The sequence below is a fragment of the Pseudomonas sp. 300 genome (genome assembly GCF_055803035.1).
Genome location: NZ_JAVLRV010000002.1, coordinates 1,681,673 through 1,697,204, shown reverse-complemented (window position 1 = coordinate 1,697,204; position 15,532 = coordinate 1,681,673). Strand labels below are relative to the sequence as shown.

The window sequence follows — 15,532 nt, the reverse complement described above, 5'->3', positions numbered from 1 at the left end:
CGCAAATGGGTCGAATCTGGAGAGTTTGAGAGCTTACACCATGGAGGGGTTTGGGTCTTGCTGGAGTCTGTGCCGCCCCTCATCGCTAGCAGGCTAGCTCCCACAGGGGAATGCATTTCAAATATGGGAGCTAGCCTGCTAGCGATGGCCATCCAATCAACAATAAAATATTCGCTTGACCATGGAGAACGATCGTTCTACTGTTCGTCGCATGAACGAAATCACAAGCAACGACACACGCGACATCATTCTGGATGTCACCGAAAAGTTGATCTATAAAAGTGGCATCGCTGCCACGGGCATGGATCTTCTGGTGAAAACCGCCGGCGTCTCCAGAAAAAGCATTTACCGCTACTTCGCCAACAAGGAGGAGTTGACCGTCGCCGCCCTGCAACGCCGCGACGTGCGCTGGATGCTCTGGTACAGAAATGCGGTCGACCAGGCCGAAACTCCAGCCGACCGGTTGCTCAACCTGTTTACCGTGCTCAAGGCCTGGTTTGCCTCCGAAGGCTTCCGTGGCTGCGCTTTCATCAACACCAGCGGCGAAACCGGAAACCCGCAAGATCCAGTCCGGCGGGTCGCCAAAGAACACAAACAGAAGCTGCTCGACTACGTGCGCGAGCTCTGCACCGAACATGGCGCCACCGACCCGGAGATGCTGGCCAAACAGCTGCTGATCCTGATCGACGGCGCCATTACCGTGGCGCTTGTCATGGGTGATCACAGTGCCGCCGATAATGCGCAATGCATGGCGCGAAAGTTATTGGACCTGTAACACTTTAACCAAGCCCGACAACTTGCTTGAACTTGTATTTGAGAGGGAGACTTTAAATGTCTAACGCTGAAGTTCGTCCGCCATTGCCGCCATTTACCCGTGAATCGGCCATTGAAAAAGTTCGCCTGGCCGAAGATGGCTGGAACTCCCGCGACCCGGAGCGCGTGTCGCTGGCCTACACACTGGACACGAAATGGCGCAACCGCGCCGAATTCGCCTACAACCGTGAAGAAGCCAAAGGCTTCCTGACGCGCAAGTGGGCCAAGGAACTGGACTATCGGCTGATCAAGGAACTCTGGGCGTTCACCGGCAACCGCATCGCTGTGCGTTACGCCTATGAGTGGCACGACGACTCGGGCAACTGGTTCCGTTCCTACGGCAACGAAAACTGGGAGTTCGACGAGAACGGCCTGATGGCCAATCGGTTCGCCTGCATCAACGACATGCCGATCAAGGAAAGCGACCGCAAGTTCCACTGGCCGCTTGGTCGTCGCCCGGATGATCACCCAAGTTTGTCCGACCTCGGTCTATAATTCAGATTCACAATTCACATCAAACCCTGTGGGAGCGGGCTTGCCCGCGATAGCGGAGATGTCAGTCAACGAATGTGTTGAATGTGACGCCGCCATCGCGGGCAAGCCCGCTCCCACACTGGTTTTATGGTGGTCAGGCGACTGCGGCTTGTTGTACAGCAGCCTCGGCTTCCAGCTCCCGCACCAACGGCAACACCCGCTTGCCGAAATACTCCACCTCTTCCTGAAAGTGCAGGAACCCCGCCAGCACCAGATCAACCCCCACCGCTTTCAACGCCACAATCCGCTCGGCAATTTGTTGCGGCGTGCCGATCAGATTGGTCTTGAAGCCATCGGTGTACTGCACCAGATCCTCGAACGTCGATTTGGCCCAATTGCCCTCGCCTTCCGGTGACGCCCTGCCCGCCTGTTTCGCCGCATCGCCAAAGGCATTCACCGCCTCGGGGTCGGCCTGATCGATGATCTGCGCGAGTACCGCGCGCGCCTCTTGTTCGGTGTCGCGAGCGATCACAAACGCATTCACCCCGACTTTCACCGAGTGATTATTCGCGGCAGCCTTGGTGCGGATGTCATCCACCTGGGCCTTGATACCTTCCGGTGTGTTGCCGTTAGTGAAGTACCAGTCCGATACACGTGCCGCCATGTCCCGCGCCGCACGGGAGCTGCCGCCCTGGAAGATTTCCGGCTGGCCGAGCGGTTTCGGTTTGAGGCTGTAGTTGTCGAATCGGTAGAAGTCACCACGGAAGGTGAAATTGTCCTGGCTCCAGATGCCTTTGAGCGAGCGGATGAATTCTTCGGAGCGGCGATAACGCTCGTCGTGCTCCAGCCAGTGTTCGCCGATGGCCTGGAACTCGCCCTTGAACCAGCCGCTGACGATGTTCACGGCCACCCGGCCATTGGTCAGTTGATCGATCGTCGCCAGTTGCTTGGCGGCCAGCGCCGGCTGCCAGGGACCGGGCAGGATCGCGGCGATCACTTTCAACGTTGTCGTGGCAGCCAGAAGTGCGTGACTGAAGGCGACCGACTCATGCTGGTACTCGGCGCCGTAACCGGCGGTGAAGCGAATCTGCGTCAGGGCATATTCAAACCCCGCTTCCTCGGCCAGTTGCGCCAGTTTGCGGTTGTAGTCGATGCCCCAGTGGGTGCGTTGCTCGATCTTGCTGACCACCAGCCCGCCGCTGACGTTCGGCACCCAGTAGGCAAATTTGACGGCTTGCTGACTCATTGGCATGTCCTCGGGACGTTAGGAAGTCCTTGGGTGAGAGCAGCAACCGTGCCAGCCGGGTGAAACGACTATCTTGAGCCCGGCGAGAACCCCTGTGGGAGCGGGCTTGCCCGCGATAGCGGAATGTCAGTCAATGGATGTGTTGAAAGTGACGCCGCCATCGCAGGCAAGCCCGCTCCCACAGGGTGCTGGGCGTGGCAGGGCAATTTGCTGTTGCGCTGTTGGTACGGCAACAGTTCAAGCGGCATCTGAATCCAAGCCCCTAGCAAAACCTGGCTGTTTCTACCCGGCACGGACCCTGCAATCCCCCTCGGCACTAACTGCCGATCCAAGGAGCTGCCCCCATGACCGAACACCAGGTAATCAATCCACTGTCCATTGGCACTGACGATGAAGCGCTGGCCGCGAGATTCCGCCCGATTTTCCAGCGCATCGCCGCCGGAGCGGTCGAGCGCGAACAGTCCCGCAGCCTGCCCCACGAGCCCATTCAGTGGCTGAAGGAAGCCGGCTTCGGCGCCGTGCGTGTGCCGGTTGAATACGGTGGCGGCGGCGCGTCCCTGCCGCAACTGTTTGAGTTGCTGATCGAACTGGCCGAAGCCGACTCCAACGTTCCGCAAGCCCTGCGCGGGCATTTCGCGTTTGCCGAGGACCGCTTGAACGCCACTGCGGGGCCGGCCCGGGACCTGTGGTTCAAACGTTTCGTCGACGGTGACATCGTCGGTTGCGCGTGGACGGAAATCGGCAGTGTGGCCATTGGCGATGTGATCACCAACGTCTCGCCCCATGGCGAAAAGTGGCGCCTCAACGGTGAAAAGTTCTACAGCACCGGCAGCCTGTTTTCCGACTGGATCGACGTCTACGCCCAGCGCAGCGACAACGGTGGCGACGTGATTGCCGCTGTACGCACACACCAACCGGGGATCGTGCAAAGCGATGACTGGGACGGATTCGGTCAGCGCACCACGGGCAGCGGCACGTCGCGGTTTATCGACGCCGAGGTGGACGCAGAAAACATCATCGACTTCGCCACCCGCTTCAAGTATCAGACGGCGTTCTATCAGCTCGTGCTGTTGGCCACGCTGGCCGGGATCGGTCGTGCTGCGTTGCGTGATGTGGCGCATCAGGTGCGTGAGCGCAAACGTATTTACAGCCATGGCAATGCCCAACGCGTCAGCGAGGATTCGCAAGTTCAGCAAGTGGTCGGTGAGGTGGCGGCGTGGGTGTATGCCGCTGAAGCCAGTGCCTTGAAGGCGGCGCAACCGGCACAGCGGGCGTATCTGGCACGGTTTTCTGGCGACGAGGGGCTGGAGCGGGCGGCAAATGTTGCGGCGGAGCTCGAATCGGCGAAAGCGCAGGTGGTGGTGTCGGAACTGATTCAGCGGGCGACCACCGAGCTGTTCAATGCGCTGGGGGCTTCGGATGTGCGTCAGGGGAAATCGCTGGACCGGCATTGGCGCAATGCGCGGACCGTGTCGTCGCATAATCCGGTGATCTACAAGGCGCGGATTGTCGGGGATTGGGAGATTAACGGGACTGAGCCGCCGTTTGTGTGGCAGATCGGGAATGGGCCTGTCTCGAAGTGATGTAGTGCCTGAAAGTCAGTCTTCGCGGGCAAACCCGCTTCCACAGGGTCCCGGGTGAACACACATATGTGAACACCCTCAATCCTTGTGGGAGCGGGCTTGCCCGCGATGAGGCCAGACCAGTCGCAGCAGAAGTTGGATCTAGGTAAGATATCGGCCCTTCCCCGCAGCCACTGGCTGCACCCCGCCGAATAAGCCCATTTCCATGCCTTTCGAACTCAGCGTTGACCTCACCACCCTGGCCATACTCGCCGTGGTTGCCTTCATTGCCGGTTTCATCGACGCCATTGCCGGCGGCGGCGGTCTGTTGACCACCCCGGCGCTGTTGACCGCTGGCCTGCCGCCGCACCTGGTGCTAGGCACCAACAAACTCAGTTCGACCTTCGGCTCGGCCACCGCCAGTTTCACCTTCTATCGACGCAAACTGTTCCATCCCCGGCAGTGGGTGCACGCCATTGTCGGCACCCTGGTCGGCGCGTTGACCGGTGCCGTGGTCGCGCATTACCTGCCCGCCGAGTGGCTGAACAAGATGCTGCCGGTGATCGTGTTCGCCTGCGGCCTCTACCTGTTGTTCGGTGGCACGCCGAAAGCACCGCTGGACAACGACGCGCCGATCAAGAAAAAGTGGCAATCGACCCAAGGCTTCAGCCTCGGTTTCTACGACGGCGTGGCCGGCCCCGGCACCGGTGCGTTCTGGACCGTGAGCAGCATGCTGATGTATCCCATCGACCTGGTGAAGGCCAGCGGCGTGGCGCGCAGCATGAACTTCGTCAGCAACATTGCGGCGCTGTCGGTGTTCATCTTTTCCGGGCAAGTGGACTGGATCATCGGCCTGAGCATGGGCCTGTCGGTGATGGTCGGTGCATTCTTCGGCGCGCGCTCCGCCATCAGCGGCGGAGCGAAGTTCATTCGTCCGGTGTTCATCACCGTGGTGCTGGGCCTGACTGTGCGGCTAGCCTGGCAACACTGGTTCAGCGTGGCCTAAGCGCCGGGCCACATAGACGTCGATCAGGTAACCGGGCTATCGAGCGTGACGCCGGCAACGGCGGCAGCTCGTGCACGTTGAACCACTGGGCGTCCTCGATCTCGTCTTCCTGACAGACAATCTCGCCGCCGGCGTACTCGGCGTGGAAGCCGAGCATCATCGAGTGCGGGAACGGCCAGCACTGACTGCCCATGTACTGGATGTTCTTGACTTCGATCTGCACCTCCTCACGCACCTCGCGAATCAGGCAGTCTTCGGCCGACTCGCCCGGCTCGGCGAAGCCCGCCAGCGTGCTGTAGACCCCGGTGACAAAGCGCGGTGAACGCGCCAGCAGGATTTCATCGCCACGGGTGATCAGCACAATCATGCTCGGCGAAATGCGCGGGTAGTAACGCAGACCGCACGGCTCGCAGTACATCGCCCGTTCCCGGATGACTTGCTTCGTGGCCTGTCCGCAATTGCCGCAAAACCGGTGCTCGCGGGCCCAGGTGCCGATCTGCGCGGCATAACCCAGCACCTTGTAAACGGCGTGATCGCCGTCGAGCATGAACGCCCGCAAACCTTTCCAGTTGCAGCCCGGCACTTCGCTGTGACTGCGCAGCTCCAGCAGATAGACCGGTTCGCCGTCCAGATGACCGATGCCATGTTCGGCAAGAATCGTCAGGTCCTGGCGCTTGAGCCATTCACGCGGGAACAGCGCGCCATTGTCGTCGAACAGGAAGCCTTCAGGGCTGCGCGCGACGGCCCAGCCGCCCGGTTGATCGGTGTCCAGTACTGCAGTGGTCCAGCGTGAAGTCATTTTTCAATCAATCCAGAAATTCGGGTTTCTGTTTGCTCATATGGGCGGCCATGGCCACGCGCAAGTCAGTGGATTGCAGCATGGCGGCGTTCCACGTGGCGACGTATTCGAGGCCGTCATCGATGCGATGGTCGCGCATGTAGCTGATCATCTCCTTGGTGCCGGTGATGGCAATCGGCGACTTGCCGGCAATGTCTCGGGCAAGGCCCATGACGCCGTCCAACAGGCTGGCGGCGTCGCTGTAGACGCGATTGACCAGACCGATGCTGCGCGCTTCCTCGGCACCAAACGAGCGACCAGTGTAAGCCAGTTCACGCAGCATGCCGTCACCGATGATCCGCGGCAAGCGTTGCAAGGTGCCAACATCGGCCGCCATGCCGATGTCGATTTCCTTGATCGAGAATTGCGCGTCTTCGGCGGCGTAACGCATGTCGCAGGCGGCAATCAGGTCGATCGCACCGCCCAGGCAATAACCCTGAATAGCTGCCAGTACAGGCTTGCGGCAGTTGTCGACAGCATTGAAGGACGCTTGCAGTGCGAGGATCTTGCGGCGCAGCAGACGCGCATTGCGGCCAACGTCCTTGCCCAACTCATTGGCCACTCCGGCCAGCATCATCAGGTCGATACCGGAAGAAAAATGTTTGCCGGCACCACTGAGCACAACCACCCGCACTTCGTCGGTGTCATCGATCCACTGGAAGATCTCGATGATCTCGCTCCAGAACGCGGCGTTCATCGAATTGATCTTTTCCGGACGATTGATCTGCACATGGGCAATTTTATCGGCCAGTTCGACGGTGAACGCAGTGTACTGAGACATGGCAGTGATCCTTTACCGGGCAAAAAATGAGGCCCGAACTATACCAAGGCAACCCTCGCCGCAGTAAGGCAGCGGTTCGGCCAAAAGCGGGACCTGGGAGCGCACCACAACAGTGCACCGGTGTAATCGCCCTCGCACATCCATGTGACTGCCAGGTTACTTTTTGGGGCCTGATCGCAAAAAAACATGCCCTTCGTCGGAGCGTTCGACTCTCTATTCGGCACGTCCGTACCGCTTTGAACCGATTGTCGAACAATTTTGCCATCTGGCCTTCACCGCTCTAAGTTCTGGCCTAGACTCATTTTCGCGGGGCAAAACCGGCCGGTCACAAAGTGTCAAAAAAATCGAAACTTTTGCCATTCATGGTCGGTCCTCTGAAAGGTAGGTGCGTTGCGACTGGTGCAATCCTTGCAACGGCCACTCCAGCCATTCTGCTTTAACGCATGGGCAGTGTTTGCTCGCCGATGCGTAGCGCGTTTGCGCCCGGCCACAGGATTTGGCCACGAAACACCGTTTGCCAGACCTAGAATTAGATCAACAACACGGGAGATTCATATGATCAGTGCGGCTTTAGATATTCAGGGAGAACGTGCTCATCAGCAGGTCGGTGAAACGAGCGCCGTGAGCGCCCCAAGTGCCCAATCCATCAGCGTCCCGGGCACGAAGACGCTGACACCGGTGGTCAAGCAGAATCCCAATCGAAAGAAAGTGTTATTCGTGACCTCGGAAATCGCCGACCTGGTGAAGACCGGCGGTCTGGGCGACGTTTCCGCAGCGCTGCCCCGGGCCATGGCTTTATTGCACGACGTACGTGTGCTGATCCCCGGTTACCCGCAGGTGCTGCACAGTGAAAACCCGATTCACATTATTGGCGAACTCGGTGGTCATGCCGCGCTGCCTCCCTGCAAGATCGGGCGCATGGACATGCCCGACGGCCTGGTCATTTACGTGTTGATCTGCCCTGAACTCTACGAGCGCGAAGGTTCACCCTACGGCGCCAATAACGGCCGCGACTGGCCGGACAACCATATTCGTTTCGCCCGCCTGGGCCTGGCCGCTGCCGATATCGCCGCCAACCTCGCACAAATCCACTGGTGCCCGGACCTGGTGCACGCCCATGACTGGCCTGCAGGCCTGGCCCCCGCCTACATGCACTGGCGCGGTCAGCGCACGCCGACGCTGTTCACCATTCATAACCTCGCTTACCAGGGCGTGACCAGCCTGGGGTCGTGCCCGGAGCTGGGCATTCCCAATCATGCGCTGCAACAGGAAGGCATGGAGTTTTACGGCAAGATGTCGTTCCTCAAGGCCGGCATGGCTTACTCAAGCCACATCACCACCGTCAGCGCCACCTACGCCCAGGAAATCACCACGCCGGCCTTCGGCTGCGGCCTCGACGGTTTTCTGGCCGCCAAGACCCAGCAAGGCCTGCTCAGCGGTATTCCCAATGGCATCGATGAGAGCTGGGACGCGGCGACCGATCCGCACCTGTTCTGCCCCTTCAGCATCGGTGACTGGGACGGCAAAGCGGTCAACGCGGCGCACGTGCGCGAACTGTTCGGGCTGGACGATTCCGAAGGGCCGCTGTTCGCCGTGGTCTCGCGCCTGGTCTATCAGAAAGGTCTGGACCTGACGGAGGCGGTGTCCGAATACATCGTCGAATCCGGTGGCCAGATCGCAATCATCGGGCGTGGCGAGCCCGAAGAAGAACAAGCGATGCGTGAACTGGCCCTGCGGTTTCCGGGACAGATCGGTGTGCGCATCGGCTTCAACGAAACCGACGCCCGCCGCATGTTCGCCGGCAGCGATTTCCTGCTGATGCCCTCGCGTTATGAACCTTGCGGTTTGAGCCAGATGTACGCCCAGCGCTTTGGTTCGTTGCCGGTGGCGCGCAACACCGGCGGCCTGGCCGACACCATCGAAAATGGCGTAACCGGTTTCCTGTTCGACGAATCCACGGTCGAGAGCTATCAGGAAGCCCTGAGCCGCGCCTTCAAGGTATTCGCCTTCCCCGGCCTGCTCAATGCCATGCGTTGCCGGGCCATGGCCGCACCGTTCAACTGGTGCAAAGCCGTCGAACCCTATGCCGAACTCTACGAACAACTGGTGGCTAAATCGCTGGGGAAATCGAACAAACAGTAAGAGGTTTTTGAACAATGCCGTTACGGACCCTTGAGACCTGGCCCCACGGCGCAATCATGCTGGACGCAGAGCACACGCGTTTTGCCTTGTGGGCGCCAGATGCGTTTTTTGTCAGTGTCGAACTGGAAGATGGACAATCCTTGCCGCTACTGCCTCAGGCCGATGGCTGGTTCGTGATCGAAACGCGCTGTCCTGCGGGTACGCGTTACCGCTACAACATTGATGGCGAGCTGGAGGTGCCCGACCCGGCCTCCCGCGCTCAGGCCGGTGACATTCATCGGCACAGCGTGGTGGTCGATCCCCTCGCCTACACCTGGCGACACCGCGACTGGCTGGGGCGGCCATGGAACGAGGCGGTGATCTACGAGCTGCACGTGGGTGCGCTGGGCGGTTTCGTTGAGGTCGAGCAGCACTTGGCGCGGCTTGCCGAACTGGGCATTACCGCCATCGAACTCATGCCACTGGCGCAGTTCCCAGGTGATCGCAATTGGGGCTACGACGGGGTTCTGCCCTACGCGCCCCAAGCCTCCTACGGCACGCCCGAACAACTCAAGCACCTGATCGACACCGCTCACGGCCATGGCCTCGCGGTGATGCTCGACGTGGTCTACAACCACTTCGGCCCGGACGGCAATTACCTGCACCGCTACGCCAAGGCGTTCTTCAATGAAGACAAGCACACGCCCTGGGGCGCGGCCATCGACTTCCGGCGGCGCGAGGTGCGCGACTTCTTTATCGACAATGCGTTGATGTGGTTGCTGGAATACCGCTTTGACGGGTTGCGCTTCGACGCGGTGCACGCGATCAAAAGCCCGGACTTTCTACAAGAACTGGCGCAACGCATCCGGCAGCAGACCGACCCGGCGAGGCACGTGTGGTTGACCGTCGAAAACGAACACAACCAGGCCAGCTTGCTGCAGGAAGGTTACGACGCGCAGTGGAACGACGACGGCCACAACGCCTTGCACGTGCTGCTGACCGGTGAAACCGACGCCTATTACGCCGACTACGCCGACAATCCCACCGAACAATTGGCCCGCTGCCTGAGCCAGGGTTTCGTGTTCCAGGGTCACACCGATCGGCACGGCGAAGCCCGAGGTGAGCCCAGCGGTCACTTGCCGCCCACGGCGTTCGTGCTGTTCTTGCAGAATCATGACCAGATCGGTAATCGCGCGTTCGGCGAACGGCTGCACCAACTCGCCCATCCCGACGCATTGAAAGCGGCGACAGTGTTGTTGCTGTTGTCGCCGATGATCCCGCTGATGTTCATGGGCGACGAGTTTGCCGCCGAGCAACCGTTCCTGTTTTTCACCAGCCATCACGGCGAACTGGCGGAACTCGTTCGCGAAGGTCGACGTAACGAGTTCTCCGCGTTCGCCGCATTTGCCGATCCGGACAAGCGTGAACAGATTCCCGACCCGAACGCGCAGCAAACCTTCGAAGACTCCCGACCGAACTTGACGGCGAGCGGGCAGTCGGCCATTTACGCGTTGTATCGCCAACTGTTGCAAATCCGCCATGAGCAGATCATCCCGCGCCTGCCCGGTGCGCACCCGTTGGGGGCTGAGGTACTGGCGCCGGGCGCGGTGACCGCGCGCTGGCAATTGGGCGATGGCAGTCTGCTGCGCATTGACCTGAACCTCAGCGACACGCCGGTGGTCCACTCCCCACAGGCCGACACTTCGTTGTTGTTCGAACACCCGCCGAAGTCTGCCGACCTGTTGAATCAGGGCACCCTTGCCCCGTATTGCGCGCTAGTCAGCCTCACGGCCGCAGCCCCTTTGCTACCCCCGGATGGAGAGCGCCAATGAGTGATGCGCAATTGGAAATACTGGCCAGCCGAGCTGGCCTGGCCGTCGACTGGATCGATGCCAACGGCCGCCCACAGAAAGTCGCACCATCGGTGTTACGCAATGTCCTGACCGGGCTCGGCCATCCGGCCGGCAGCGCCCAGGAAATCGATGCCAGCCTGCTCGAATTGCAGCAGGTGCAGCAAACCCGGCATCTGCCGCCACTGCTGACCGCGGACTTTGGCGTGGGCCTCAGCCTAGCGCATTATTTCGAGCCGCAAACACCCTGCGAGATCCACCTTGAAGATGGCTCGCGGCTCACGATGAAACTGGATGCCGAGGCCATGTTGCCCGGTCTGATCCCGGTCGGTTATCAGCACGTCAGTATCGACGGCCAATCGTTTACGCTGGCCGTGGCACCGACACGCTGCTACAGCGTCGGCGATGCGGTCGACAGCCCGATCCCTCGCGCCTGGGGGCTGAGCGTGCAGTTGTACTCGCTGCGCCGTCCCGGCGACGGTGGTTTTGGTGACACCCAGGCGCTGGAAGATCTCGCCCGTGTGGCCGGTGAGCGCGGTGCCGAAGCGCTGGCGATCAGCCCGCTGCACGCGATGTTCAGCAGCGACACCCAGCGCTACAGCCCTTATTCGCCGTCCAGCCGTTTGTTCCTCAACAGCCTGTACGCAGCGCCCGGCGCGATCCTTGGCGAACGCGCGATGCGCACGGCGATTGACGCCACCGGGCTCGCTGCCGAGCTCAAGCATCTGGAACAACAGACGCTGGTCGACTGGCCTGTCGCGGCCGAAGCCAAGCACCGCCTGTTGCAGGCGTTGTACGAAGGCTTTGTCCAGGGCGAACACCCGTTGCACGCTGACTTCAGCAGCTTTCGCCACGCGGCGGGCGAAGCACTGGAAAACCACTGTCGCTTCGAAGCCATTCAGGAAGCCCGCGCCGCCAAGGGTGAAAACCTCGACTGGCGCGAATGGCCCGAACAATGGCGCGACCCGCGCAGCGCTGCGCTGGCTGAATTTGCCGAAGAGAACGCCGGACGCATTGGCTTCTTTGCCTTCTGCCAGTGGCTGATTACCCGATGCCTGGAACGCGCACAAACCGCCGCCCGCAGCAGCGGCATGAGCATTGGCCTGATCGCCGATCTGGCGGTCGGTGCCGACGGTGGTGGCAGTCAGGCCTGGAGTCGCCAGGACGAATTGCTCGCCTCGCTGACGGTGGGCGCGCCGCCGGACATTCTCAATCGCACCGGCCAGGGCTGGGGCATTTCCGCGTTCTCGCCCGAGGGCCTGGTGCGCCACGGCTTTCGTGCCTTCATCGAAATGCTCCGGGCCAACTTCGCCCATGCCGGCGGCCTGCGCATCGATCACGTCATGGGCCTGCAGCGTCTGTGGGTGATCCCCAACGGCGCGTCACCCGCCGATGGCGCGTATCTGTACTACCCGGTGGACGATCTGCTGCGACTGCTGACCCTTGAGTCCCATCGGCATCAGGCCATCGTGCTCGGCGAAGACCTCGGCACGGTACCGGACGGGCTACGGGAAAAACTCATCGCCCGTTCGATTCTCGGCATGCGCGTGTTGCTGTTTGAACAGGACAACGCCCACTTCAAGCCGATCCTCGACTGGCCGGACAACGCACTGGCCACCACCAGCACCCACGATTTGCCGACGCTCAATGGCTGGTGGCATGGCCGCGATATCGACTGGAACGCCCGACTGAGCCTGGTCGACGCCACGGGTGAAATCGAGTGGCGACGTCACCGTGAGCGCGAGCGCGAAGGCCTGCGCCGGGTGTTAAGCGAGGACCCACAGAACTTCCGCGAAGAGTCCCATGAGACCGATCAGATACTCGACGCAGCCATCCGCTTCCTCGGCCATACCCGCGCGCCGCTGGTGTTGCTGCCGCTGGAGGACGCCCTGGGTGTCGAACAGCAATCCAACCTGCCCGGCACCATCGACACCCATCCGAATTGGTCGCGCCGTTTGCCCGGAGCCAGCGAAACCTTGCTCGATGTCCCGGACGCTGCCCGGCGCCTGGAATTGCTCGCCTGCGCGCGGCTTCAGGCGGCCGAGCGTGACCGATGAATCAACAACGCCTTCAACCGCTGCGGGCAACCCTGCGCCTACAGTTTCATAAAGACTTCACCCTCGACGATGCGGTGCCGCTGGTGCCGTATTTCGCCCGCCTCGGCATCAGCCATGTTTATGCCTCGCCGCTACTGAGCGCACGCGCCGGTTCAATGCACGGCTATGACGTGGTGGACCCGACCACGGTCAATCCGGAACTGGGCGGCGAAGCGGCATTACGCCGTTTGGTCAGCGCGTTGCGCGAGCAGAACATGGGGCTGATCCTCGACATTGTCTCCAACCACATGGCCGTGGGCGGGGGCGATAATCCCTGGTGGCAGGACTTGCTGGAATGGGGGCGCTTGAGCCCGTACGGCGAATTTTTCGACATCCAGTGGCATTCACCCGATCCGTTGATGGAGGGTCAGCTATTGCTGCCGTTCCTGGGCAGTGATTACGGGGTTGCACTGCAGGATGGCACCCTGACCTTGCGCTTTGATGCGCAGCACGGTGCTTTTTACGTCGAGCACTACGACCATCATTTCCCGATTTGCCCGATGAACTACGGCGAATTGCTCAAGGACGATACCGAGCGATTTAAATCACTGGCCGACCGTTTCAGCACCTTGAGTTACCAGACAGACGCCCACCGCCTGGCGAAGCCGTTGAAAGACGAACTGCGCGAACTGGCCAGCGATCCGACCCTGCTTCACCTCATTGAGCAGAATCTGCAAGCCTACGATTCGCTCACGCCCGAAGGTTTCCAGCGCCTGCACCAGTTGCTGGAACGTCAAAGCTATCGTCTCGCCAGTTGGCGCACGGCGGCGGATGACATCAACTGGCGGCGCTTTTTCGATGTCAACGAACTGGGCGGTCTGCGCGTGGAGCGCCCGGCCGTGTTCGAAGCGACTCACGCAAAGATCTTCGAACTGATCGCCGAGGGCCTGATCGATGGCCTGCGTATCGACCACATCGATGGCCTCGCCGATCCGCGCGGTTACTGCCGCAAACTGCGGCGTCGGGTCGATAGCCTGGCGCCGGGGCGACACCTGCCGATCTACGTCGAGAAAATACTGGGTGAAGGTGAAACCCTGCACCGTGACTGGTCGGTGGATGGCACCACCGGTTATGAATTCATGAATCAGTTGTCATTGCTCCAGCATGATCCCGCCGGAGCGCAAACCCTCGGCGAAGTGTGGAACCGTTACAGCGAAAGGCCCGCCGACTTCCGTCAGGAAGCACAACTGGCCCGTCAGCAAATTCTCAACGGTTCGCTTGCCGGCGATTTCGAAAGCGTCGCCCAGGCCCTGCTGCAAGTGGCCCGGGATGATCTGATGACCCGCGACCTGACTCTCGGCGCGATTCGTCGGGCGTTGCAGGAATTGATCGTGCACTTCCCGGTGTATCGCACCTACATCAGCCCTCGTGGGCGCTCCGCTGAGGACGATGTGTTTTTTCAGCAAGCCATGGACGGAGCGCGGCAAACCCTGGGCGAAGCGGATTGGCCCGTGCTCGATTGCCTGGCCCTTTGGCTCGGCGGCGAACCCTGGCGCAAACGCCCGGTGGGCCGCGCGCGCAAGATGCTCAAGCATGCTTGCGTGCGCTTTCAGCAACTGACTTCACCGGCGGCGGCGAAGGCGGTCGAGGACACCGCGTTTTATCGCTCGGCGGTATTGCTGTCGCGCAATGACGTGGGGTTCAGCACCGAGCAATTCAGCGCATCGGTGGCCGACTTTCATGCTGCGTGCCTCAATCGGCTCGACGAATTCCCCGACAACCTGCTGGCCACCGCGACACACGACCATAAACGCGGCGAAGACACTCGCGCACGGCTGGCGGTGTTGAGCGAATGCAGCACGTGGTTCGCCGAGCAGGTGGCGCTCTGGCAGACGCTGGCCCGGCCGTTGCGCGACGACGATGTGATGCCCTCGGCGGGCGATGAATTGATTCTGTATCAGGCGATTCTCGGCAGCTGGCCGCTGGAACTGCGCGGCGACGATCAGCCCGCGCTCAAGGGCTACGTCAAACGTCTGTGGCAGTGGCAGCAGAAAGCCTTGCGGGAAGCCAAGCTGCAAAGCAGCTGGAGCGCACCGAACGATGCGTATGAACGTGCCACCCAGGTGTTTATCGAACGCCTGCTACTGAGCCCTGACGGTGAATTGCTGCGCGCAGCGCTGGGCAAAGCGGTGCAGACCATTGCCATTGCCGGCGCACTGAACGGATTGGCGCAAACCTTGCTGCGCATGACTGTGCCGGGCATTCCCGACCTTTATCAAGGCAACGAATACTGGGACTTCTCGCTGGTCGATCCGGACAACCGTCGCCCGGTGGATTACCCGAGTCGCCAACAGGCCCTGCAACGTCCGCCGGAACTGCCAGACCTGCTGGCCAACTGGCGTGACGGACGCATCAAACAAACCCTGATCGCGCGCACGTTAAACCTGCGTGCCGAACAGGCCGAGCTGTTTCAGCGCGGGACGTATCAAGCGCTGGAAGTGGTCGGCAGCGAGGCACACCGGGTGCTGGCATTTGCGCGCTCGTACAACCAAAAGCGGGCCATCGTGATCGTTCCGATACGTTGTGCAGGCCTGCTGAAAAACAGTGCCAATCCCCATGTCGGCGTGCCGCAGTGGGGCGATACGCGAGTCAAATTACCGTTCACCACCCCTGCCGAAAATCTGAAGGGACTTTTTTCCAGCGTCGCAGTCACAGAACACAAGGAGCTGATGATTGGCGCCGCGCTGGGGGATTTCCCGGTCAATCTCTTTATCCAAAACTTTGAGTTCAGTTCAGGAGCATAGC

General features: G+C 61.0%; 10 protein-coding genes and 1 pseudogene. 8 read left to right on the top strand and 3 right to left on the bottom strand.

The window, feature by feature from the left end:
- Window positions 1-211 precede the first annotated feature (211 nt).
- Window positions 212-775, top strand: coding sequence for a TetR/AcrR family transcriptional regulator (locus Q7W83_RS14290; protein WP_150634320.1), 564 nt, complete (start codon window positions 212-214; stop codon window positions 773-775).
- A gap of 56 nt (window positions 776-831) precedes the next feature.
- Complete coding sequence (locus tag Q7W83_RS14285; RefSeq protein WP_010460010.1) at window positions 832-1,308, top strand: nuclear transport factor 2 family protein; 477 nt, start codon at window positions 832-834, stop codon at window positions 1,306-1,308.
- Window positions 1,309-1,441: 133 nt separating this feature from the next.
- Here Q7W83_RS14285 and sfnG read toward each other — a convergent pair whose 3' ends face one another.
- The gene (gene sfnG / locus Q7W83_RS14280; RefSeq protein WP_473656229.1) at window positions 1,442-2,533 is read right to left on the bottom strand and encodes a dimethylsulfone monooxygenase SfnG; all 1,092 of its coding nucleotides are present in this window, start codon (window positions 2,531-2,533) and stop codon (window positions 1,442-1,444) included.
- Window positions 2,534-2,877: 344 nt separating this feature from the next.
- Between sfnG and Q7W83_RS14275 the strand changes: the two genes are divergently transcribed.
- Window positions 2,878-4,116, top strand: a complete 1,239-nt coding sequence (locus tag Q7W83_RS14275) for an acyl-CoA dehydrogenase family protein (protein WP_473656228.1) — start codon at window positions 2,878-2,880, stop codon at window positions 4,114-4,116.
- 205 nt (window positions 4,117-4,321) lie between these two features.
- Entirely contained in the window at window positions 4,322-5,101 is a 780-nt protein-coding gene (locus tag Q7W83_RS14270) for a TSUP family transporter (RefSeq protein WP_150633673.1), read from the top strand.
- Here the strand turns inward: Q7W83_RS14270 and nudC are convergent.
- Window positions 5,069-5,900, bottom strand: a pseudogene (nudC, locus tag Q7W83_RS14265) (NAD(+) diphosphatase). The gene Q7W83_RS14270 and the pseudogene nudC overlap by 33 nt on opposite strands.
- Window positions 5,901-5,907: 7 nt before the next feature.
- Window positions 5,908-6,720 carry a crotonase/enoyl-CoA hydratase family protein gene (locus Q7W83_RS14260; RefSeq protein ID WP_150633671.1) on the bottom strand — a complete coding sequence of 271 codons (813 nt, stop codon included), beginning with the start codon at window positions 6,718-6,720 and terminating at the stop codon, window positions 5,908-5,910.
- A 555-nt stretch (window positions 6,721-7,275) separates the two neighbouring features.
- Here Q7W83_RS14260 and glgA point away from each other — a divergent pair.
- The 4 genes from glgA to Q7W83_RS14240 are packed head-to-tail and all read left to right on the top strand — an operon-like array spanning window position 7,276 to window position 15,531.
- Complete coding sequence (glgA, locus tag Q7W83_RS14255; protein WP_473656227.1) at window positions 7,276-8,862, top strand: glycogen synthase GlgA; 1,587 nt, start codon at window positions 7,276-7,278, stop codon at window positions 8,860-8,862.
- Window positions 8,863-8,876: 14 nt separating this feature from the next.
- Window positions 8,877-10,673, top strand: a complete 1,797-nt coding sequence (gene treZ / locus Q7W83_RS14250; RefSeq protein WP_473656226.1) for a malto-oligosyltrehalose trehalohydrolase — start codon at window positions 8,877-8,879, stop codon at window positions 10,671-10,673.
- Window positions 10,670-12,748, top strand: a complete 2,079-nt coding sequence (malQ, locus tag Q7W83_RS14245; RefSeq protein WP_473656225.1) for a 4-alpha-glucanotransferase — start codon at window positions 10,670-10,672, stop codon at window positions 12,746-12,748. Before treZ ends, malQ begins: the two co-directional genes overlap by 4 nt.
- Window positions 12,745-15,531, top strand: a complete 2,787-nt coding sequence (locus tag Q7W83_RS14240) for a malto-oligosyltrehalose synthase (protein ID WP_473656224.1) — start codon at window positions 12,745-12,747, stop codon at window positions 15,529-15,531. The genes malQ and Q7W83_RS14240 overlap by 4 nt, the downstream gene beginning before the upstream one ends.
- The last annotated feature ends 1 nt before the right edge of the window (window position 15,532 follow it).